This window comes from Kitasatospora sp. NPDC092286 (genome assembly GCF_044755565.1).
In the GTDB taxonomy this organism is placed as follows: Bacteria; Actinomycetota; Actinomycetes; order Streptomycetales; family Streptomycetaceae; genus Kitasatospora.
Genome location: NZ_JBIVRD010000017.1, coordinates 50,921 through 72,529 on the forward strand (window position 1 = coordinate 50,921; position 21,609 = coordinate 72,529).

25 protein-coding genes are annotated in these 21,609 nt (G+C 71.0%); 21 read left to right on the forward strand and 4 right to left on the reverse strand.

The annotated features are described in order from the left end of the window. Positions 1-160: 160 nt before the first annotated feature. From ACIQIB_RS19150 to ACIQIB_RS19240, 19 genes are all read left to right on the forward strand, one after another. Positions 161-1,021 (forward strand): ABC-2 family transporter protein, encoded by an 861-nt coding sequence (locus tag ACIQIB_RS19150; RefSeq protein ID WP_363606669.1) that lies wholly within the window; start codon positions 161-163, stop codon positions 1,019-1,021. Next, positions 1,014-1,940, forward strand: a complete 927-nt coding sequence (locus ACIQIB_RS19155; protein WP_400759184.1) for an ABC transporter permease — start codon at positions 1,014-1,016, stop codon at positions 1,938-1,940. Before ACIQIB_RS19150 ends, ACIQIB_RS19155 begins: the two co-directional genes overlap by 8 nt. A 42-nt stretch (positions 1,941-1,982) precedes the next feature. Then, positions 1,983-2,942, forward strand: a complete 960-nt coding sequence (locus ACIQIB_RS19160) for an ATP-binding cassette domain-containing protein (RefSeq protein ID WP_400655612.1) — start codon at positions 1,983-1,985, stop codon at positions 2,940-2,942. 222 nt (positions 2,943-3,164) lie between these two features. Beyond that, a complete protein-coding gene (locus tag ACIQIB_RS19165; RefSeq protein ID WP_363606674.1) occupies positions 3,165-4,460 on the forward strand; it encodes a DUF445 domain-containing protein in 1,296 nt (431 codons plus the stop codon). Between the two features lie 164 nt (positions 4,461-4,624). Continuing rightward, positions 4,625-5,644 (forward strand): adenosine deaminase, encoded by a 1,020-nt coding sequence (locus ACIQIB_RS19170; protein WP_363606793.1) that lies wholly within the window; start codon positions 4,625-4,627, stop codon positions 5,642-5,644. Positions 5,645-5,866: 222 nt separating this feature from the next. Then, a complete protein-coding gene (locus tag ACIQIB_RS19175) occupies positions 5,867-6,415 on the forward strand; it encodes a hypothetical protein (protein ID WP_400759187.1) in 549 nt (182 codons plus the stop codon). 105 nt (positions 6,416-6,520) lie between these two features. After that, the gene (locus tag ACIQIB_RS19180; RefSeq protein WP_400655614.1) at positions 6,521-7,357 is read left to right on the forward strand and encodes a DUF4097 family beta strand repeat-containing protein; all 837 of its coding nucleotides are present in this window, start codon (positions 6,521-6,523) and stop codon (positions 7,355-7,357) included. Positions 7,358-7,389: 32 nt separating this feature from the next. Continuing rightward, complete coding sequence (locus tag ACIQIB_RS19185; protein WP_400759190.1) at positions 7,390-8,349, forward strand: ATP-binding cassette domain-containing protein; 960 nt, start codon at positions 7,390-7,392, stop codon at positions 8,347-8,349. After that, entirely contained in the window at positions 8,346-9,122 is a 777-nt protein-coding gene (locus ACIQIB_RS19190; protein ID WP_400759193.1) for an ABC transporter permease, read from the forward strand. Before ACIQIB_RS19185 ends, ACIQIB_RS19190 begins: the two co-directional genes overlap by 4 nt. A 238-nt stretch (positions 9,123-9,360) precedes the next feature. Further along, positions 9,361-9,654, forward strand: a complete 294-nt coding sequence (locus tag ACIQIB_RS19195) for a hypothetical protein (protein WP_400759196.1) — start codon at positions 9,361-9,363, stop codon at positions 9,652-9,654. Between the two features lie 210 nt (positions 9,655-9,864). Then, a complete protein-coding gene (locus ACIQIB_RS19200; RefSeq protein ID WP_363606682.1) occupies positions 9,865-10,272 on the forward strand; it encodes an SSI family serine proteinase inhibitor in 408 nt (135 codons plus the stop codon). Positions 10,273-10,769: 497 nt separating this feature from the next. Then, positions 10,770-11,126, forward strand: coding sequence for a hypothetical protein (locus ACIQIB_RS19205; protein WP_363606683.1), 357 nt, complete (start codon positions 10,770-10,772; stop codon positions 11,124-11,126). A 23-nt stretch (positions 11,127-11,149) separates the two neighbouring features. Further along, positions 11,150-11,500, forward strand: a complete 351-nt coding sequence (locus tag ACIQIB_RS19210) for a hypothetical protein (protein WP_363606684.1) — start codon at positions 11,150-11,152, stop codon at positions 11,498-11,500. Positions 11,501-11,581: 81 nt separating this feature from the next. Next, positions 11,582-12,328: an ATP-binding cassette domain-containing protein gene (locus tag ACIQIB_RS19215; protein ID WP_400759200.1), complete on the forward strand. Its 747-nt coding sequence runs from the start codon at positions 11,582-11,584 to the stop codon at positions 12,326-12,328. Continuing rightward, positions 12,325-13,578, forward strand: a complete 1,254-nt coding sequence (locus ACIQIB_RS19220; RefSeq protein ID WP_363606688.1) for an ABC transporter permease — start codon at positions 12,325-12,327, stop codon at positions 13,576-13,578. Before ACIQIB_RS19215 ends, ACIQIB_RS19220 begins: the two co-directional genes overlap by 4 nt. Further along, positions 13,559-14,224, forward strand: a complete 666-nt coding sequence (locus tag ACIQIB_RS19225; protein WP_363606690.1) for a hypothetical protein — start codon at positions 13,559-13,561, stop codon at positions 14,222-14,224. Before ACIQIB_RS19220 ends, ACIQIB_RS19225 begins: the two co-directional genes overlap by 20 nt. Positions 14,225-14,379: 155 nt before the next feature. Further along, positions 14,380-14,985, forward strand: coding sequence for a hypothetical protein (locus tag ACIQIB_RS19230; RefSeq protein ID WP_400759204.1), 606 nt, complete (start codon positions 14,380-14,382; stop codon positions 14,983-14,985). A 50-nt stretch (positions 14,986-15,035) separates the two neighbouring features. After that, positions 15,036-15,308, forward strand: coding sequence for a hypothetical protein (locus ACIQIB_RS19235; RefSeq protein WP_400759206.1), 273 nt, complete (start codon positions 15,036-15,038; stop codon positions 15,306-15,308). Between the two features lie 125 nt (positions 15,309-15,433). Next, the gene (locus ACIQIB_RS19240; RefSeq protein WP_363606696.1) at positions 15,434-15,955 is read left to right on the forward strand and encodes a SigE family RNA polymerase sigma factor; all 522 of its coding nucleotides are present in this window, start codon (positions 15,434-15,436) and stop codon (positions 15,953-15,955) included. Positions 15,956-16,496: 541 nt separating this feature from the next. On the opposite strand, the gene ACIQIB_RS19245 is transcribed toward ACIQIB_RS19240, so the two are convergent. The 4 genes from ACIQIB_RS19245 to ACIQIB_RS19260 form a co-directional block, all read right to left on the reverse strand. Further along, the gene (locus ACIQIB_RS19245; protein ID WP_400759209.1) at positions 16,497-18,257 is read right to left on the reverse strand and encodes a serine hydrolase; all 1,761 of its coding nucleotides are present in this window, start codon (positions 18,255-18,257) and stop codon (positions 16,497-16,499) included. Positions 18,258-18,462: 205 nt separating this feature from the next. After that, positions 18,463-19,230, reverse strand: a complete 768-nt coding sequence (locus tag ACIQIB_RS19250) for a CDP-alcohol phosphatidyltransferase family protein (RefSeq protein ID WP_400655632.1) — start codon at positions 19,228-19,230, stop codon at positions 18,463-18,465. Positions 19,231-19,639: 409 nt separating this feature from the next. Beyond that, entirely contained in the window at positions 19,640-20,326 is a 687-nt protein-coding gene (locus ACIQIB_RS19255) for a YidC/Oxa1 family membrane protein insertase (protein WP_363606701.1), read from the reverse strand. Between the two features lie 89 nt (positions 20,327-20,415). Further along, positions 20,416-20,709 carry a DUF6412 domain-containing protein gene (locus ACIQIB_RS19260; RefSeq protein WP_400759212.1) on the reverse strand — a complete coding sequence of 98 codons (294 nt, stop codon included), beginning with the start codon at positions 20,707-20,709 and terminating at the stop codon, positions 20,416-20,418. Positions 20,710-20,906: 197 nt separating this feature from the next. Between ACIQIB_RS19260 and ACIQIB_RS19265 the strand changes: the two genes are divergently transcribed. After that, complete coding sequence (locus ACIQIB_RS19265) at positions 20,907-21,191, forward strand: type II toxin-antitoxin system prevent-host-death family antitoxin (RefSeq protein ID WP_363606703.1); 285 nt, start codon at positions 20,907-20,909, stop codon at positions 21,189-21,191. Beyond that, positions 21,184-21,606, forward strand: coding sequence for a type II toxin-antitoxin system VapC family toxin (locus ACIQIB_RS19270; RefSeq protein WP_363606704.1), 423 nt, complete (start codon positions 21,184-21,186; stop codon positions 21,604-21,606). The genes ACIQIB_RS19265 and ACIQIB_RS19270 overlap by 8 nt, the downstream gene beginning before the upstream one ends. Positions 21,607-21,609 lie beyond the last annotated feature (3 nt).

The following is a 21,609-nucleotide window of genomic DNA, read 5'->3' on the forward strand; positions in this document are numbered from 1 at the left end:
TCGGCGGTACGGTGAAAGGTGCAAACCACATAGCGCACCCACTTCGTGCAGCTCCGCCCGCCCTGCCCGGCACCCCCGGGTGGTGCCGGTCGGAGCCGGTCCGGCGTGCGCTGACGCCTACGGGCCGATGCTTGCCCGTATTTGTCGACAAGGAGACAATATGCCGAATGTCGAACCCCCTGAGACGCGGCTCGGGCCCCCTCCCGATCCGGCCGGTCCGGTCGGCCTCTACCTGGCCGTCGCCCGGGGAGCCTTCCGGCGCTACTCCACCTACCGGGCCGCCACCCTGGCCGGCGCCTTCACCAACACCGTCTTCGGCTTCATCCTCGCCTACACCTTCGTGGCCCTCTGGCAGGCCCGCCCCGGGCTCGGCGGCTACGACCAGAGCCAGGCCGTCACCTACATCTGGGTCAGCCAGGCGCTGCTGGTCACCGTCGCGGTCTGGGGCGGCGGGTTCCAGGACGACGTCCAGGACCGCTTCCGCAGCGGCGACATCGCCATCGACCTCTACCGCCCGGTGGACTTCCAGGGCTGGTGGCTGGCCACCGACCTCGGCCGGGCCGGCTTCCACCTGGTCACCCGCGGTGCGGTGCCCATGGTCGCGGGTGCGCTGGTCTTCCGCATCCGACTGCCCGAGCAGCCGCTGACCTGGGTGTTCTTCCTGTTCTCCGTGTTTCTCGCGGTGGTGGTCAGCTTCGGGCTGCGCTTCCTGGTCTCGCTCACCGGCTTCTGGCTGCACGACTCGGAGGGGGTCCGCTCGGTGATGCTGGTGGTGTCGATGTTCTTCTCCGGGATGCTGCTGCCGCTCTCGCTCTTCCCCGGCCGGCTCGGTGACCTCGCGCCCGTGCTGCCGTGGGCCGCGCTGGTACAGGTGCCGACCGACGTCTTCCTGGAGCGCTCGACCGGGGCGGGGCTGCTCGGCCCGCTCGGCTTCCAACTCGCCTGGGCCGCGGTGCTGCTCGCCGCCGGCCGGGCCGTCCAACTGCTCGCGACCCGCAAGGTGGTGGTCCAGGGTGGCTGACCTGACGACAGCGGCCGACCGGGCGGCGTCAGACCCGGCGGCAGCGGCCGACCGGGCCTCGTGGGCCGCCGGGACCTCGTGGACCGACCCGACGACCGGGACCCTGCTGGGCCGGACGCGCTGGGCGCTGAGCTGCTGGCGGCTCACCGCCGGGATGTGGATGCGCGCGATGATGTCGTACCGGGCCTCGTTCCTGCTGATGCTGGTCGCCAGCATCGCCGTCACCTCGCTGGACTTCGTCGTGGTCGTGCTGATGTTCCAGCACACCGACCGGCTCGGCGGCTGGACCCTGCCGGAGCTCGGCTTCCTCTACGGCACCTCCGGCTTCGCGCTCGGCACCGCCAACCTGCTGGTCGGCTCGATCGAGGGCCTCGGCCAGCGGATCAAGGCCGGGACGCTGGACACCGTGCTGATCCGGCCCGCACCCGCGCTCGCCCAGCTCTGCGCGGAGCGCTTCTCGCTGCGGCGGCTCGGCCGTCCGCTCCAGGCGCTGGCGGTGCTGGCCTGGGCCCTGCCCGCGCTGGACGTCTCCTGGACCTGGGACCGGGTGCTGCTCGTGCCCGTCCTGCTGGTCTGCGGCACGGCCATCTTCGGGGCGATCTTCGTCGGCGGCGCGACCTTCCAGTTCTGGTGGGGAGAGGCCAAGGAACTGCAGAACTCCTTCACCTACGGCGGCGCGACGCTGCTGCACTACCCGCCGACCGTCTTCGCCAAGGAAATGGTGGCGGGCGTGGTCTTCGGCGTCCCGCTGGCCTTCGTCAACTGGCTGCCCGCCCTGCGCATCCTCGACCGGCCCGACCCGCTCGGCCTGCCCGCCGCCTTCCAGTTCGCCTCGCCGCTCGCGGCGGCGCTCAGCCTGGCCGCAGCCGGCCTGGCCTGGCGCGCGGGGCTGCGGGCGTACCGCGGTACCGGCAGCTGACGGCTGCTCGCTTCCCTCGTCCCCTCTGAACGGAGAACTCCCATGGCACTGATCGAACTCGAAGACGTCCGCCGCACCTTCACCGTCCGCGCCAAGGCCGGCCGGCTGAAGCGGGAGAAGCGCGAGGTGCGCGCGGTGGACGGGCTGAGCTTCGGCATCGAGGCCGGCGAGTGCGTCGGCTACATCGGCCCCAACGGCGCCGGCAAGTCCACCACCGTCAAGATGCTCACCGGCATCCTGGTACCCACCGGCGGGCGGCTGCGGGTCGCCGGAGTGGACCCGGCCCGGGAGCGGGTCACCCTCGCCCGGCGGATCGGCGTCGTCTTCGGCCAGCGCACCACGCTCTGGTGGGACCTGCCGCTGCGCGACTCCTACGAACTCGCCCGCCGCATCTACCGCATCCCCGACCAGCGATATCGCGCCAACCTGGAACGCTGCGTCGAACTGCTCGACCTCGGCGCGCTGCTGGACACCCCGGTACGGCAGCTCTCGCTCGGCCAGCGGATGCGCGGCGACCTCGCGGCGGCGCTGCTGCACGACCCGCAGGTGCTCTACCTGGACGAGCCCACCATCGGGCTGGACGTGGTCAGCAAGGGCAAGGTGCGCGAGTTCCTGCGCGAGGTCAACCGGGAGCAGGGGACCACCGTGCTGCTCACCACCCACGACCTGACCGACATCGAGCAGCTCTGCGACCGGGTGATGGTGATCGACCACGGCCGGGTCGTCTACGACGGCGGGCTGGACGGTCTGCACGCGGCCGGTGAGAGCGAGCGGACCCTGGTCGTCGACCTCGCCGAGGCCCGTCCGGCGATCGAGGTGGCCGGTGCGCGGGTGGTGAAGGTGGAGGGCCCGCGCCAGTGGCTGGCCTTCCCGGCCCAGCAGAGTGCCGCCCCGATCGTGGCCGCGGTCGCGGACCGCTACCCGCTGGTAGACCTCTCGGTCCGCGAGCCCGCCATCGAGGACGTGATCGCCCGGATGTACGCCGAGGTCGCGATCGGCTGACCGGGCCCGCGCCGCGGGCGGAGCGCGCCCGGCCGGGCGGGGCCGGGCGCGTGGCCGCTCGTCGGTGTGCGTCGGTGTGCGTCGGCGGGTTGGCGGCGCGTGTCGGCGGGTGGCGGCGGTTGAGGGCGCGTAAGGGCGGTTGGCGGCGCTCGAAGCGTTCGCCCGGCGTGCTCAGGTGGGGCACGCCGTCCGCTCGCGCCGGGCAACGGGCAGACTGGCGGGGTGAGTGACGAAGCCTTCAGCGGGACCGGCCCCGGGGTCCGGTTCACCGCGGCCGATGAGGAGAAGAGACGTGGCGTCCGCCGGATGAAGACCTTCGCGACCGGCCTGCTGGCCTTCGCGACCCTGGTCTTCGCCCTCGCCACCTGGGCGCAGGCGGCCGGCGCCGGCGCCTGGGCGGGCTATGTGGCGGCGGCCGCCGAGGCGGGGATGGTCGGCGCGCTCGCCGACTGGTTCGCCGTGACGGCGCTGTTCCGGCGCCCCTTCGGCCTGCCGATCCCGCACACCGCGATCATCCCGACCAAGAAGGACGCCTTCGGCCGGTCGCTCGGCGACTTCGTCGGCGACAACTTCCTCTCCGGGCACGTGGTGCGCGGCCGGCTCGCCGCGCTCGGCATCGCGCGCCGGCTGGGGGAGTGGCTGGCCGCCCCCGGCAGCGCCGAGCGGGTCACCAAGGAGGCGTCGGCGGCGTTGCGCGGGGTGCTCGCGGTGCTGCGGGACGACGACGTGCAGGCGGTCGTCGGCGAGGCGGTGACCAGACGGGCCGCCGCCACCTCGGTCGCCGAGCCGATGGGCCGGATGCTCGGCAAGGTCGTCGCCGACGGCGGCCACCACGGGGTCGTCGACCTGATCGCGGTACGGGCGCACGGCTGGCTGACCGAGAACCACGAGGAGGTCATCCAGCGGGTCACCCAGAAGACCCCGGGCTGGACGCCCCGGTTCATCGACCACCAGGTCGGCGAGCGGGTCTACAAGGAGCTGATGCGGTTCGTCACCGACATCCGGGACGACCAGGACCACCCCGCGCGCGGCGCCATCGACAACTTCCTCGCCGACTTCGCCACCGAGTTGCAGACCGACCCGGAGACCATCGCCCGGGTCGAGCGGGCCAAGGCCGATCTGCTGGCCCGCTCCGAGGTGCAGGACCTGATCGCCTCCACCTGGGCCGCCGTTCGCACCCTGGTGCTGAACGCCGCCGAGGACGAGGACAGCGAACTGCGCCGACGCATCCGCGAGGGCGTGCGCGACTTCGGCGCCCGTCTGGTCACCGACCGGAAGCTCCAGGCCAAGGTGGACGGCTGGCTCCAGGACGCCGCCCAGTACCTGGTGGAGACCTACCGCGCCGAGATCACCTCGCTGATCTCCGAGACGGTCGCGGGCTGGGACGCCGACGACGCCTCCCGCAAGATCGAGGCCAACGTCGGCCGCGACCTGCAGTTCATCCGGATCAACGGCACCGTGGTCGGCGCCCTGGCCGGTCTGCTCATCCACACCGTGGCCGTCGCCCTCGGGGGGTGACTTAGGCTTGCGCCCCGCACTGTCCGCGCGGACGGTGCGGATACTGCGGACACTGCTGAATACGCGCGTAGAGGAAGAAGGGCACCACCGTGGTCCAGCCGGACGGAAGTCGGATCGGAACCCCCAGCGGAAGCGACGGCGCGAACGCCGCCGGAAACCGGGGCATCGAGGCGTTCATCGCCGGGATGCCGAAAGCGGAACTGCACGTCCACCACGTCGGATCGGCCTCGCCGCGGGTGGTCGCCGAACTGGCCGCCCGCTACCGCGGCCACGCGAAGGTGCCGACCGACCCCGCGGCCCTCGCCGAGTACTTCAGCTTCACCGACTTCGCGCACTTCATCGAGGTCTACCTGAGCGTCGTCGACCTGATCCGCGACGCCGAGGACGTCCGCGCGCTGACCTACGGCGTCGCCGAGGACATGGCCCGGCAGAACATCCGGTACGCCGAGCTGACCGTCACCCCGTACTCCTCGGTCAGCCGGGGCATCCCGGACGTCGCCTTCATGGAGGCCATCGAGGACGCCCGGGTGCGGGCCGAGAAGGACCTCGGCGTCGTGCTCCGCTGGTGCTTCGACATCCCCGGTGAGGCCGGTCTGGCCGCCGCCGAGGAGACCGCCCGCCTCGCCGTGGACCTCGCCCCCGAGGGCCTGGTCAGCTTCGGCCTCGGCGGCCCGGAGATCGGCGTGCCGCGCCCGCAGTTCAAGCCGTACTTCGACCGGGCGCGGGCGGCCGGCCTGCGCAGCGTCCCGCACGCGGGCGAGACCACCGGCCCGGAGACGGTCTGGGACGCGCTGCGGGTGCTCGGCGCCGAGCGCATCGGCCACGGCACGCAGGCCGTGCGGGACCGGGCGCTGCTGGACCACCTCGGCGAGCACCGGATTCCGCTGGAGGTCTGCCCGACCTCCAACATCGCCACCCGGGCGGTGGAGCGGATCGAGGAGCACCCGATCAGGCAGATGGTCGACGCGGGGCTGCTGGTCACCGTCAACAGCGACGACCCGCCGATGTTCGGGACCGACCTCAACACCGAGTACGCGGTGGCGGCCCGACTGCTGGACCTGGACGAGGCCGGGGTCTCGGCACTGGCGCGCAACGCCGTCGAGGCGTCCTTCCTGGACGCGGCCGGGAAGGCCAGGATCGTCGGCGAGATCGACGCCCACCTGGCCGGGTGGCAGCGGGGCTGACCTGCCCGTTCCGGCCTCGCCGGGTTTCTCCGGGTGGTCTTCCGTTCCTCTGCCGTGCGGCCTTCCACCCTCTACCGCGTGATCCTCCACCGCCCCGCCGGCTGTTGCCCGCGGGGCGGTTCGCTGTCGGCCGCACCCCCTGGTGTCATGGTGGCGCCACTTCGGCAATGGTGGTGCCAAAAAGGTCTGGCCGTGGCGCCACGGGTGTGCCACGATGGCGCCATGGACCTCTCCCCGTACGTCGACAACCTCCGGCACGAGCTCGCGGTGGCGGCGGGCGCGGGTGGCGACGACGCCCGCGCCCTCGCCGAGCGGCTCACCCTGCCCCTGGAGTCGGCCGTCCGGCTCACTCTGCTCAACGCGCTCTCCGCGGCCGTGACCGAGATCACCCGTGACCTCGCCCCCGGCTCGGTCGACGTGCGGCTGCGTGGGCTCGATCCCGAGTTCGTGGTGACGGTGCCGCCGTCGCCGGAGCCGTACGAGAGTCCCAGGGGGGTGGTGTCATCCATGGTGCCATCCGTGCCACCCGTGGCGCCGGCGGCCCCGTTGGCGCCGGACTTGGACGACAGCAACACCGCCCGGATCAACTTCCGCCTCCCCGGTCACCTCAAGAGCAGGGCGGAGGAGGCCGCCGGGCAGGAGGGGCTCTCGGTCAACGCCTGGCTCGTCCGGGCCGTCGCCGCCGCCCTGGAGCCGGGGGAGCCCGCCGCCCGCACCCCCGGCCGTACCCGCCCGGGAGTCGGGCAGGGCTACACGGGCTGGGTCCACTAGCCCGGGATCCGCCGCGCCCCGCCAGTAAGCGAGTCACTTCTCTTCCACGTCACCCCCGCTCCCACCAGCGGGAACACACACCAGAGCCAAGAGGACGGGACAGCCATGCCTACTTTCGACACCCCCGACGCGATCTCCGCCATCCTCGAATTCGACATCGGGTCGGTCCGGATCATCGCGAGCAAGCGCATCGACACGGTCGTCGAGGTGCGGCCCGCGGACGGCACCGTGGAGGCGGACATCCGGGCCGCACAGCAGACCAAGGTCACCTACGCGAGCGGCAGGCTGTCGGTGAAGGGGCCGAAGAAGCGCTCGCTGTTCGGCCGGACGGGCTCGATCGATGTCACCGTCGAGCTGCCGGCCGGCTCCGAGGTGCACGGCAACTCGCCGATGGCGGACTTCATCTGCGAAGGCCTGCTCGGTGACTGCCGGCTGAAGACGTCCCTCGGCAACATCCAGGTCGAGCAGGCCGCCACCGTCGAGCTGAAGGTCGACCACGGCGACATCCGGCTGGAGCAGGCGAGCGGGGACGCCGAGATCGCCGGGTCGGGCCGGGTCCGGATCGGCGAGGTCGGCGGCGCGGTGACGGTGAAGAACGGCAACGGGGAGACGGAGATCGGCGAGGTGCGCGGCGACCTGCGGGCCAACGCCTCCAACGGACGGATCGACGTCGGGGTCGCGCATGCGGACGTGGACGCCAAGACGGCCCACGGCGGCATCCGGATCGCCGAGGTGACGCGCGGCCGGGTGGTCCTGCAGACCAGCGTGGGGGACTTGGAGGTCGGCATCCGCGAGGCGACGGCAGCCTGGATCGACGTGCACTCCCAGATCGGCGGCGTGCGCAACTCCCTCGGTCCGGTGGAGGGGCCGGGTGAGGCACGGGAGACCGTCGAGGTGCGGGCGCGGACGCAGGTCGGCGACATCGTGATCCGGCGTTCCTGAGCATCCGTCACAGAGAAGGCAGCGAGACCGTCATGACCTCAGCGCCCAGCCCGCCCACGTCGACCGCGGCGATCTCCGCCGTCGGTCTGAGCAAGTCCTACGGCGACAGAGCGGTGCTCACCGGCATCGATCTGCACATCCCCGAGGGCACGGTGTTCGCCCTGCTCGGGCCGAACGGCGCGGGCAAGACCACCACCGTGCAGATCCTCTCGACCCTCATCCCGGCCGACGGGGGGACGGCCCGGGTGGCGGGCCACGACCTGGTCCGGGAGAGCGACGCCGTCCGGACCGCGATCGGCGTCACCGGCCAGTTCTCGGCCGTGGACAACCTGCTCACCGCCGAGGAGAACCTGCTGCTGATGGCGGACCTCAACCACCTCGGCCATCGGGAGGGGCGGAGGCGGGCGGTGGAGCTGCTGCGGAGGTTCGACCTGACGGAGGCGGCGGCCAAGCCGGTCGTCACGTTCTCGGGCGGGATGCGGCGCAAACTGGACCTGGCGATGACGCTGGTCGGCGATCCGCGGATCATCTTCCTCGACGAGCCGACGACGGGGCTGGACCCGCGCAGCCGGCGGACGATGTGGGAGATCATCCGGGGGCTGGTGGCCGACCACGGCGTCACGATCTTCCTGACCACGCAGTACCTGGAGGAGGCCGACCAACTGGCCGACCGGATCGCGGTGCTGGACGGCGGCCGGATCGTCGCCGAGGGGACGGCGGACGAGCTGAAGCGGCTGATCCCGGGCGGCCACATCCGGCTCCGGTTCGCGGACGCGGGGGAACTCGCCGCGGCGGCCCGCCTGTTCGACTACGCCACGGCGGACGACGAGGCGCTCACCCTGGACATCCCCGGCGACAACTCCGTCCTCACCGTGAAGGCCGTGTTCGACGCGCTCGACAACGCGTCCGTCCGCGCGGAGTCGCTCACCGTGCACGTCCCCGACCTGGACGACGTGTTCCTCACCCTGACCGGGGAAGGCGCCGCCCGATGAGCACCATGAGCTATGCCGTCAGCGACTCGCTGACGATGCTGCGACGCAACCTGAAGCACGCGGTGCGGTATCCGTCCATGACGTTCGCGGTCGTGATGATGCCCGTGATGATGCTGCTGCTGTTCAACTACGCGTACGGCGGGGCCCTCGGCGCGGGGATCGGCGGCGGCAAGTACATCGACTACGTGACGCCCGGCATCGTCCTGATGGCGGCGACCTCGGGCGCTCTCGTCACCGCGGTCGGCGTCTGTGTGGACATGACCGAGGGGATCGTCAACCGCTTCCGGACGATGGCGATATCCCGTTCGGCGTTCCTCACCGGGCATGTCGTCGGCAGCCTGATCCAGACGGTGATCGGCCTCGTGCTCGTCATCGGCGCGGCCTTCGCGACGGGGTTCCGTCCCGACGCCACCCCGGTGGAGTGGCTCGCGGCCATTGGGCTGCTGGTCTTCGTGACCCTCGCCCTGACCTGGCTGGCGGCCGGCATCGGTCTGGTCGCCAAGACCCCCGAGAGCGCCAGCAACATCCCGATGCCGCTCCAGTTCCTGCCCTTCATCGGCAGCGCCATCGTCCCGCCCGACTCCATGCCGACCGCCCTGCGCTGGTTCGCCGAGTACCAGCCCTTCACCCCGATCATCGAGACCCTCCGGGGCCTCCTGATGGGCACCCCCATCGGCACCAGCGCCCTCAGCGCCCTCGCCTGGTGCCTCGCCCTGACCCTCACCGGCTACCTCTGGGCCCGCACGGTCTTCCACCGCACCGCGCGGCGGTAGGCGCCTCGCGGGTGCTCGTTGCGGATCAGGCGCTCGGCACCGGGGTACAGCCCCGGCAATGGCCTTTTCTCAGCGAGGGTTGAGGGGCGCATCGGCTGCCTCGCGTCCACCTACCGGTCCTCTCGTCTGCTGCGGTGGAGCGAACGCCGGAAGTGATTCGAGTGCGAACGGTATGCATGGGGCACTTCCCGTGCGGCTGGGCGGTCGCCCGGTCGCACCGATCTGACGGGAGCCGCCCATGCGACGTGCGGTAACTGTGTTCGGAGCCCTGGCCGCGGCGGGGATGATGGCGCTCGCCGTGCTCACCTCGGCCTCGGCGGCCCACGGCACCTTCGTCTTCGGCGGCGGGCAGGTGGTCGAGAACCCGAGCGGGTGTGTCAATGCCGATATCTGGCCGCTCATCCTCCACAACCGCACGAACGAGTACGCCGTGGTCTACAGCGGCCCGAACTGTACGGGTGACGTCCTGACGGTCGTTCCCCCGGGCGGCCGGACGACCCAGGAGTTCGGCTCAAGCGTGTACGTCGTCTGACCGTGCGCGGTTCCAGCCGAGGCCGGCCCGGCATCGCGGGCCGGCCTCACTGTGTGTGGCCGCAGGTGCCATGGGAGCATCGGCGAGGCCGACCGGGGCCGGGGCGGGCCGGGTGGCGGTCACTCCCTGGCGTTAACTTTCGTGTGGGGATCACTCGTTCGACGGATGGGTGGCTTGGTCATGCCGATCCGGCCGTGGTCGGGTGTCGGCATGACCACCACCGCAATTCGGCGGCTCGTCGCCTCCGCCGCTGTCGCCGTCGTCATCACCACCACCCTGGGGGCCGCCCCTGCGACACGGCCGGCCTCGGCCGACTCGCTCGGCCTCCTTCAGCTCTCCGTCACCCGTGACGAGGACGGCTCCCTCGTGGAGGACTTCGTCCTCACCTGCGACCCGAACGGCGGCACCCACCCCGATCCGGACGCCGCCTGCGCAGCCCTGACCGCAGCCGACGGAGACTTCGACCGCCTTGTCGGCGATCCGGACCGCTTCTGTCCCGACTACTACGACCCGGTCACCGCCGACGCCGAGGGCGAGTGGAACGGCCAACGGGTCGCCTGGCAGAAGACCTTCACCAACCAGTGCTTCCTGGAGCGCGCCACGACCCCGGTCTTCTGAGGCCGAGGACGCCCCGCATCAGCAGCCCGGCCCTCCGTCGAAGGACGGAGGGCCGGGCTGCTGGCGTGTCACGGTAAAGAGGATCGGATTGGAGTCGATGTCATCCTGCTCGGTCGCATGCAACTCCAGCACAGTGTCTGACGTGGAGTCAGGAGTACGTAGACCTCCTGGCGCGCCGGGCCGGGGGCTTTGAAGGTGCGACGAATCCGGCCCTGCGGAAAGTTCTGATGCGAAATCGTTACTACTTGCAGAGGGCCGCAAGTGCTGCCGATTTGCGCAGAATCTGCGCCCGGTATCGACCGAGTCCTCCAGGAGTTTCGTGGCTGACGGTCATCGCATGATCGCTGTGGGGTTTCGGGCTCGTTGCCCCGTGCGGATGTGACTGTCAGTATGACGAACGGCACCGGCGGTCAGCCGGTGCCGTTCTAGTGACCGGGCTCGGCGTTGCAGCGCTGGAGTCCCGATCCCGCCACCGACCCGTAACAGAAGGAGAAGTGATGGCGGATCTCACCACCCCCGCACTGCGGGTGCGTTCAAAGATAGCGCGATCTGTCGCGATAGCAGGACTGGCCGTTGCGGCAGCGGTTGCCGCGGCCCCGGCGGCAACGGCCTCCGGGACGAGCGGCCAAACCAATGGCTGCTACTCGACTTGGGGTAGCACCGGATCCAACGCGCACTGCAAGAGCGTTGGGGTCACCGGCTACTACCGCAACCACGCAGAGTGCAGTTGGCAGTCCGACCGGTGGAGCACGTACTACTACTTCTGGAACCTGTCTTCTCAGCCCAACTGGGGGCAGGTCGACTGCGCGTTCTCGATCGAGAGCTCGTGGGTTGACTACACCACCGGTCCGTGACCAGTACATCGGAGGAGAGAGTGATGACGAAGTCTGACAATTCGGCTCCGAGTCGGCGTTCCTCGATGGCGCGGGCCGCCGCAATCGCCGGTCTTGCCGCTGCCGCAGTCGCCGTCGTGTCTCCGGCCGCAATGGCCAGCGGGACCAGCAACGATGTCAATGGCTGCTACTCCACATGGGGCAGCACCGGGTCGAACGCGCATTGCAAAGACGTGACTGCTACGGGCTTCTACCGTAATGCGGCGTCCTGTAACTGGTCTTTGGACCAGCAGTCGGCCGAGTACATGTTTCTCTTCGGCTCGTCGAAGCAGGACTGGGGACAGGTGGACTGCACGTTCAAGATCAATTTCTCCTGGGTGAACTTCCGAGGCTGATGCAACCCGGCAGGACATGAAGTACCGGGCGCCCTCGTCTCTGGGGGCGCCCGGCTGATCGTGTGAAGGGAAAGAAAGCGCGTGCAACCGATTGCGGCCCTGTCGGGGTTAGTGCAGGGTTACGGCCGCCGCGAGGTGATTTCCGGCCTTGACTGGGACCTTGGCATTGGCGTGCATGGCCTGCTGGGCCCGAATGGTGCGGGTAAGACGACACTCTTGCGCACCCTGGCCACCGTCGTGCCGGCCAGGCAGGGATCGCTGACAGTATGCGGCCACATGGTGCGCTCGGAGCGCTCCGCGCGAGCCGCCCGTCGGCGGATCGGTTACCTCCCACAGGACTTCGGCTACTACCCGGCCTACTCGGTGTACGACTTCGTCCGCTACTGTGCGTGGCTGCGTGGTGTGCCGTCCAGAGAGGCCCATCAGGAGACCGTGAGGGCGATCGAGTCCGTGGGCCTCGAAGGCCGCGCAAAAGACACGATGAAGTCACTCTCGGGCGGGATGCTCCGCCGCGCGGGCGTCGCCTCCGCGATCGTCGGTTCACCCAGCCTGCTGTTGCTGGACGAGCCCACTGTCGGACTCGACCCGGCACAGCGACTTCAGTTCCGCGACCTCATCCGGTCGTTGAAGGACACTGCCGTGATCCTCAGTACCCATCTCGTGGAGGATGTCGCGGCCGTCTGTGACGAGGTCGCCGTCATGCGGGATGGCGCGTTCGTGTTCCGCGGTACGCCGCGCGATCTTGCCGCACGCAGCGCGGAGGCCGGTGTGGCGGGCGACAGTCCGCTGGAACGCGGGTACATGGCAACCTTGGGAGTGTCGGCGTGATCCGTATTCTCCTGATGGAGTTGCGTCGGTCGCCACTTCGGTGGTGGCTGCCGGTCCTGATTGCTCTCGATCTTGCCGTTCTGTTCGGGAGGTCGCGGTGGTGGATCGGCGTGTGGTCGGAGGCAAGCGTCGCTGCGCAGATCCCGTCGTTCTACGTCGGTCCTCTGCTTGCGACGGCTGCCGCCTGGTCTGCCGGCCGGGTACATCGGAACCGCATGGGCGATCAGATCGCGGCAGGATCCAAGCCCCGTTGGAACAGCGAGTTACCGCAGCTTGCCGCGACCGTAACCTACGGTCTCGTGGCCTACATGGTCGGCGTCGTTGCCGCTGCCGCAGTCAGCGTCGAAGAAGCCGGACCGGGTTTCCTCTGGCTCGGCTATGTGTTCCTCGGCGTGAGCGTCATCACGTTGTGTGCGAGCGCGGGACATCTGGTCGGCAGCTGGTTTCCCTCTGGCGTAGCTGTACCGGTCATCGTCGGCCTTGCCTGCTTTGTCGTCCTGGCTGCCGCAGGAGGGCCGGGCAATCTCGGACTGTTCATGCTCTCCGGCGCCCCGTACGTCGGCATCGTGCCCACCGCGCTCGTCGCCCGCTTGGCCCTGGCCGGTGTAGTCGCCGTTCTCGCGGTCCTGGCCCCCCGCCCAACCGGGCGCGTCTTTGGGGGCCCAGGCGTGGTGTTCGCCGGTGGCTCCGTGGCCCTGGCGTTGCTGTCCGTCCTGGCGCTGGGAGCCGCGGGCGCCGTCCGAGAACCGCGTCCAGCGCCAGCCGCCCCGCTGTGCACGAACACTACCCCGCAGATCTGCGTTTGGCCGGAGCAGCGTAAGTACCTGCCGCAGCTGGAAGAGATGGCGATCCGCGCAGCCGCCCTGCCGGCAGACCTGATCAAGTCGCCTGGATCGTTCCACGAACAGGGCCTGCGTGGCGGAGGCGAGCTCGACGGGGACTTCTCGATCAGCGAGGGTTCCATGTGGGAGGCCGCAATAGGAATTGCGATGGCGATAGGCAACGCCTCCGAGCCGAAGCCCTGCCAGGGCAACGACGCGGCTGGCGAACGCCGCTATCGGGCAATGTTCGAGGTCGACGCGTGGATCACCGCGCGTATCGCCGGAGGGGGGCAGCCCGCAGACCGGCACGGCGGGCCTCCCGGTGTGGACCAGGCCGAGATCGCCCGGCTCATCACCACTCCGGAGGCGTACCAGGAGAACTGGGTTCGGCAACGGATGGAGACCATCGGTGGGGCTCACTGTGGATGAGCCCCGTTGGGGCACGATCTCGCGATTCGCGCGGTCTCACAACGTTCGCGGCATCTTTACCGTGTTCGCGCTCGTTGCCGTATGTGACGCGTTGTTCGGCTCAGTTATGCTCCAACTTCCCTACACGAACGGGGGAACGGGGATACCGTTCAGGCGGGAAATCCCGCTCGTCTTTGCGACTGTGTCGGTAGCCGGGCTGGCCAGCCTTATGCAGCGGTTCGAGGAGACCGCCACGACCGCATTCCGCCGCGCCCAACTCGCTTGGATCGCGGGTGTTGTGGCCTTGTCCGCAGCAGTCCTCGGTGTGGAGGAACTTGTCATCAGCTCGCCTGCCGTCGCTGTACTTCTTACACGCGGTCTGCTGATCTGGACCGGTCTTGCACTACTCTCCGGCCGCTTGTTCGGATGGAGACTCTCCTTCATTCTGCCCTTGGCCAGCGTCTTCCCCCTCACCTACTGGCAATACGATGCGCAGGGCCGTAACAGGTGGTGGGACTGGACCAACCAGCCGCCCACTGCCTGGCCCTGCTGGGCCCTCGCTGTCGTGGCTCTTGGCATCGGTTGTGCGGCAATGACCCTGACACCGTGGCGTGCGGCCAGGATGCGCTCGGGGTGGAGCATGCGGGTCTGGGCGCGGTTGCGTTGAGGAGGCCGGGCCGGCCCGGCCCTCCGTCGAAGGACGGAGGGCCGGGCTTTCTGGAGCGTCGGGGCTACGGAGGCGGCCGGGAGGGGGAGACCGAGGTGGCCATGAATGGGGGCGTGCCGACAGGTCTGTCAGTGACCGGTACTACGGTCGCGCCTATGGAAGCGGAACTCGCCAAGCACGTCGACCCCCTGCCCGGACGGGTCGGCCATGTCGCCGGTATCGAATCGCTCACCCTCGACGGGCATCGCTACTACTTCGGATTCGACTACGGCAGCGACATGGTCGTCTCGCCGCCGATCGACGACCCTGACGCGATGGCGGCATTCGCGAGTGAGCACCTGCGGCAGACCACGGGTCGGCACGACAGGGCTTACTGGGCGGACCTCGTCGCCTCGGCGGTCGAGAGCTCCGCGTTGGTCTCGGAGGAGGCACAGCGGGAGTGGACCACGGAGGGGTTGCGCGTTGACCTGCCGGCCCCTGGGGGTCACCTGCTCTATCTCCTGGGCGCCGCCACCGAGTGGGACGACTGGTTCGCCGAGTCGCCGCCGGCACAACAGGCCTACCGGCGGCTGGGGTTCGAGGAGGAGGATTCGGACTTCGTCGACCACTGCCTGGAGGCCGTCCGGGACCATGGGGTGGCTGCCCGGCCTGACGAGTGGACAGTCATCCGCTTCCACCTCACGGCCGCGGTGCAGCATCTCCCGGGCAACTGGAGGCTGCTGTTCGACCCGCTTGCGGAAGGCGTCGCCAGTTACGAGTGATGTGACGCGTCGCTTCGGAGGGGGTGTCGCGTGCCGACGGACTCCAGCCGGTGCTCGGTCGCTCCGGTGTCCGGCACGGTGCTGACCGCGGCGAGGTTCACGGCGCGACCGGCTGGAGTGTCGTCGTCCACGACCGCGACGAAGGCGGCTACCACGAGCACGCCATGGGCTTCGCCGAGTGGCTCCACCGGCACCTGCTCGGCGAGGTGGTCATCCACCCGGGCGGAACGTACGTCACTCCCGGACCGGTCAAGCTCCAGCACCTTCCGATGAGCCCGAACGACCGCCCCGTCCCCTGGTACGGGCCTGAGCGCGGCGTGTGAGCCGCCGTCTCTCCCGGTGACGGCGGGTCCCCGGACCTGCCGGCGCCGCACGGGCGGCGCACCGTTCTTGACGCCCGGGTCAACGGTTCGGGCCCTTTCTGGGATCTAACAGCCAGGAGGTGCTCATGAGAGAACCGAAGAAGGCGCAGGACGAAGACTTCCAGGTGTTCGTGGTCGCCGTCTGGCCGCGCCTGCTGCGTACGGCCTTTCTGCTGACCGGCCAGCAGCAGGCGGGCGAGGACCTCGTCCAGTCGACCCTCGAACGCGCCTACGCGGCATGGGGAAAGGTCCGAAAGGCCAACACTCCGGAGGCGTATGTGCGCCGGATCCTGGTCAACGAGCACGCACGCCGGCTGCGGCGCCGGGTGCCCGAGCAGCTGGTCACCGAGCTGCCGGAGCGGGCCGCGCAGGACGGCTTCGGCGGGCTCGACGAACGCGGCGTGCTGCTGAAGGCACTGGCCGAACTTCCGCCGCGCCAGCGGCAGGCCGTCGTGCTGCGGTACTGGGAGGACCTGAGCGAGAGCCAGGCGGCGGCGGCCATGGACTGCTCCGTGGGCACGGTGAAGAGTCACGCGTCGAAGGGCATCGCGAAGCTGCGGGCCTCCTCGGCACTGACCGGTATGACACAGATCAAGGAGACGGTATGAGCGAGAACAGCCACGCGGGCTCGGCCGGGGACGCGCGGATCGGTGCCGGGCTGACGGAGCTGACGGCGGGGGTGCGGATCGTGCCCGCCCCCCTTGCCGAGATCATCACGGGCGGGCGGCGGCTGCGCAGGCGCCGGAACCTGCTGACCGGAGCCGCGGCCCTGACGGTGACCGCGGTGGCGGCGGTCGTGCTGGTGGCCCTGCCGGGCCTCCGGCCGGGCGGTGACGGTTCGGTGGCGCCCGCTGCCGCACCCGTCCTCGGCGGCGCCCTGCCCGGGAGTGCCCCCGCGAGTCCTTCGGCAAGCCCCGGCGCCGCCCGGGACCCGTTCCAGCCGGTCCGCACCCTGGTGGCGGAAGGCACCACCGACGGCAAGCAGTGGCAGGCGTGGGCGGCGCTGTGGCCGCTGTCGACCAGGGAGCAGTCCTTCCAACAGGCCCAGCTGATCTGGCAGGAACAGCACGCCGCGGGCTCCGACCTGAGCGAACCGACCCCCGATTACGTTGCCCGGTACTGGCAGCCGACCACCGACATCGTCGACCTCTACCTCGTCGTCGACGGCGCCCGCCTGCCCGACGACCGCCTCTCCGACACTCCTGTCCCCGGGACCGCGGAGCCGCTGACCACCGGCCCTGACGGCAGTCTGACGGGCTGGCTGCTCGGCGGCGGCAGCGACAAGAGCGGAAAGCCCGAGGTCCTCCCGGTCATGATGGGCGCGGTCCGGCCCGATGCCGCCAAGGTGGTCGTGAACTGGTCGAACGGGACCACCTCCGAGCCCCGGCTCGCCCCCGTCGGGGACTCCCCGCTCCGCTGGATCGCGGTGGCCCAGCCGGCCGGTCTGCACGCGACGTCCTTCAAGGTCTTCGCCGCGGACGGCCGGCTCCTGGGCACCAACAAGAGCTGGCTGAACGGGTAGCCGGGCCCGGCGGCGGTACGAGTCCGACGTCCTCGCACCACAGGGCCCGCCGTCCCTTCCGGAGGCCGGCCGCGCCGTACTCCGGGGAGCGCGGCGCGGCCGGTCCGTCCCGCGTCAGCGCAGGGTGTCAGGTCCGTCAGGGCTGGCGGGAACGTGCCCGTGGGCGGGGCGTCCTTGCCGCAGGCGGCCTTGATCACGAGATTCTGGAACGCCCGGCCCGGCCCCTCCGGGTCGCCCTCACCGTACGGGGTGTGCGAGAGGGCGAACTGCTTGCCGCCGTCCAGCGATCCGAGCAGCACCGTCCCGTACCCCGGGAGCCCGCCGAGGTGCCCCCAGGCCGGCCCGCACGGGAGGTCGAAGCGGATCAGGCCGAGGCCGTAGTCGGCGCCGATGGCGGGGGCCGGCACGGTGGTGGTCATCTCGGCGAGCTGGGCCGGCGGCAGCAGCCGGCCGCCGAGCAGGGCGGCGTGGAAGCGGGTGAGGTCGTTCGTGGAGGAGATGCCGTTGCCCGCCGCGTCGCCGAAGGTCGGGTTGATCCGGGTCATGTCCACCGGACCCTCCGGGAGTTTGGCGTAGCCGTGCGCGTGCGGCCCGGGGATGCCGGTGCCGGAGGTCGGCATGACGGTGTCGTCGAGGTGCAACGGGCGGATGATGCGCTGCTCGACCTCCTTCTGCCAGGTCCGGCCGGTGGTCTTCCCGATCAGCATTCCGAGTAGGACGTAGTTGGTGTTGGAGTAGTGCCAGCCCTGGCCCGGCGCGAAGTACGGCGGGTGCTCGAAGCCCGCCGCCACCAGCTGCCGCGGGCGGTAGTCGGTCCAGCGGCCGTGCGCCAGGTAGGTCCGCAGGCTCGCGTCGTCGTGGTAGAGGAACCGAGGATCCTCCAGGTAGTCGAACAGGCCGCTGGTGTGGTTGAGCAGTTGGCGCACGGTGATGCCCGCGCCGTTCGGCACCACACCGGGCAGGTGGCGTTCGACCGGATCGTCGAGGCCCACCCGGCCGTCGGCGACCAGCTGGAGTACGACGGTCGAGACGAACGTCTTGGTGACGCTGCCGATCCGGAACCGGCCGTCGGCGCGGGCCGGTTCGCCGGTGGTCAGGTCGGCGCTGCCCGCCGCGCCCCGCCAGAGCGGGCGGCCGTGGTCGCGGACCTCGACCAGGGCGGACGTCGAGCCGCCCTGCTCGACCAGGGCCTCCAGTTCGGGGCGCAGGTCGACGGACGGGCGGCGCTCGTCCGCCGCCGGGGTGGACGGGCCCGGGGTGGACGGGCCCGGGGCACTGGTACCGGCGGCCATGGCGGCCGTCGGTACCAGCGGGACGACGGTGGCGCCGGCGATGGCGACGGCGGCGAGCCGCAGCCCCAGGCGGCGGCGCGAGGTGGTGGTGGTCATGGTGATTCCCTCCCCCGGAGCCCGGCTGCCGGGCCCCTGGGACCACGTTCGCATCCACGCTTCGCCGATCGCGTCACCCTCGGGGCGGGGCCGGCCGTACACCCTGCGACGGGTGTCGGCCGGCCGTCCGGCGGGGGTGGACGCCGCCGGTGGTATGACTCAAATCACTTGACCCGAAAAGGATTTGATGATCGGTCTGGAGTTCTCAGCGGAGCCGGGAGGAGGAGAGGATCGACGCGAGGTGGGCGACCACCATGCCCCAGGTGATCGCGGCGATCGCCGCCACCGCGACCCGGGTCGGGTCCGTGCTGCCGACCGCCGCGTCCGCCACCGCGACCGCCAGCAGCACCAGCGACGCCTCGATGCCGTTGGTCACCCGGTGGATCTTGAGGACGGAGGCCAGCCGTCGCGCCGTCGCGATGCCCTGCGAGCGCGGCTGGGTCGACTCGTCGTCGGCCGGTGCCAGACCGCTGCGGGCGCGTGCCACATCGACCAGGTCCGTCGAGGCCTTCAGCAGCACCACGCCCAGCGCCGCCGCCAGGCCGACCGAGACCCACAGCTCCGACCCGCCCCGTGCCGCCCGGACACCCGCCCCGATCATCAGGGCGGCGTCGGCCAGATAGGCGCCCAGCCGGTCGACGTAGACACCCGCCGTACTGAACTGCTTCTTCCAGCGGGCCACCTCGCCGTCGACACAGTCGAACAGCAGGAAGAGCTGGAACAGCACCGCCGCCAGCACCGCTCCCGGCAGCCCGGGGATCAGCAGCGCGGCCCCGGCGCCGACACCGCAGACGACCATGGTCCAGGTCAGCGAGTTCGGCGAGACGGAGGTGCGCACCAGCTGCCTGGTCGTCCGCAGCGAGACCCGGCGCATGTACAGCCGCCCCGCCCAGTGCTCCCCGTTGCGGCTCCCCAGCTTGGCCTGCGGCTGGCAGACCTCCCGCAACTCCGCCAGCGCCGGAGCAGCCACCATGATGATTTCCTCCACCTGTCCGGCCTGCCCTGGGCCCGATCCGGCCCGTCCCGACCTCGGCCCGGCCCCGATCCGGCCGCCGACGACCGACGACCTCGAAACGATCTTCACAGGCTAGGGCGTGTCTGACAATTCGCGGCGGATCAGTGTGCGGCGGTGGGGTGCGTGCACCGCAAGGCGGAGGAGGGAGCCACTGCGGTGGGGGCACCTCCCGGCCGGAGGCTGGGGGAGTGCGTGCCCTGGGGGTACCTCCCGGCCGAAGGCTGGGGGAGCGTCGCACGCCCGGCGGGAATTGCCAGACACGCCCCTGGACCGCGACGGCGACCGGGCGCGAAGCGGGCCAGGACCGGGCGGGGTGGTCCGGCCCGCTTCGCGCCCGTGGGGTGCGGCCGTCCGGCGGCGTGGGCCGTCAGACCAGGGCCACCCCCGGGACCGGGGCGCCGCGGTGCAGCCAGGCGCGTTCGGCGGCGGACCAGGTGGTCGTGGTCAGCAGGTAGATCGCGGCGGCCAGCGGCACCAGCGAGGCGAACAGCACCGTGCCGAAGGACAGGTACGGCAGGAAGGCCGCCCCCGGTTGCGGGGTGGGCTGCGCCGCCGCGGCCCGCCGGGCCCGCCGGAAACCGACGTACGCCACCGCCGCCAGACCCGCGTACAGCACGCCGAAGACCGCCAGCTGCGCCGGGCCCGTCGCGCCGTGCACGTGCAGGCCGAGCGGGACGCCGAAGAGGGTGTGGCCGAGCAGGTCGTTCGGGGTGGTGAAGAGGCGGTACATCACCGAGAAGAACGGGAGCTGCACCAGCATCGGCAGGCACCCGGCGAACGGCGAGGCCTTCTCCTTCCTGTACAGCTCGGCCAGCGCGGCCTGGAGCTTCTCCGGCTTGCCCTTGTGCTTGCGGTTCAGCTCGGCGACCTGCGGGGCGAGCCGTGCCCTGGCCTTCTCGCCGCGCGCCGCCGCCCGGGCGAGCGGATGCAGGGCCAGGCGGACGCAGACGGTGAACAGGACGATCGCCAGCGCCGTCGGCAGCAGACCGGCGAGTGCGGAGACGACATCGTGGGCCAGGCCGACGGCCGGGTCGAAAAGCGCGAAAACAGACATGACGGGGTGAGCCCTCCGGGGTCTCAAAGCATGAGTGCATGAGTGATCGGCGGAGGACGGCCGCGCAACGGCGGTGGGAAGACGAGGGGTTACGCGGCCGCCGGGGCCGCCCCCGGTGCCCTGGGGCGTCGCCTGCCCCGGGCGTCCGGATCGCGCTGCGGAAGGAAGGCGGTCCGGAACGCGCGTCGGCGCAGCGTCCCGTCCCGTACGGCGGCCGGCGCCCGCGCGCCCAGCAGCCGGGCGGCGGCCAGCGTGCCCGCGGTCGCCCCGGCCAGCAGCACCACGGCCGCGGCGGCGGCCACCGAGGTCAGCGTGCCGCCTTCGGTGAGCAGCTCGCCGGTCAGCACCCGGAGCAGCCCGAGGAGCACCGCGACCACGGACATGGGTGCTCCTCCTCGTTTCTCCGGCGCCGGTGTGCCTCGACCGGTGTGCTCCGACCGGCGGGTGTCAGACGTTGACGACGATCGTACGGCCTGCCGGGTTCCCGGGCACAGGGCCCGGAGCGGGAGGGCGTGCGAGGGCGTGCGAGGCCGTCGCGCGCGCCGTAGCCAGGGGCGCTACACGGGGCTACCGTGGACAGATGAAGGTGATTACCCAGCGGGAGTTCCGGAACAACTCCGCCGCGGTGATGGACGCCGTCGAGGCGGGGGAGACCTTCCACATCACCAGGAACGGGGTCGAGGTCGCCGAGTTGCGGCCGGTGCAGGGGCGGCGACGGCTGACGGCGGAGGAGCTGGTGGCGCGGCACGTGAAGCTGCCGCGGGTCGACTACCAGCAGATGCGCAAGGAGGCCGAGGAGTACTTCGGGCCCGAGGAACTGGTCGGGGACGAGGGCGACGACCCCTTCGAGCGGCCGCGTGGCTGAGCGGCGCAGGGCGCCCCGGCGGCGGCCGGCCGGGGTGCTGGACACCTGCGTCTACATCGACCTGGCGCTGCTCAACCCGGCGGAGCTGCCGGCCGTCCCCGAACTGACCGCGATCACCTTCGCCGAACTGCAGCAGGGCGTCTCGATGGCGCGGGACGCGGTCAGCCGGGCGGCACGGCTGGAGGTGCTGGGGGCGGCGATGGCCGACTTCGACCCGCTGCCGTTCGACGCGGCCGCCGCCGCCCGCTACGGGACCCTCGTCACCCTGACCATCGCCGCCGGGCGGCAGCCGCGCCCGCGCCGGATCGATCTGATGATCGCCGCGGTGGCCTCGGCCCATGGGCTGCCGCTGTACACCCGCAACGTGGCGGACTTCCGGGGGCTCGGCTCGGCGGTCGAGATCATCGGCGTTTAGGCG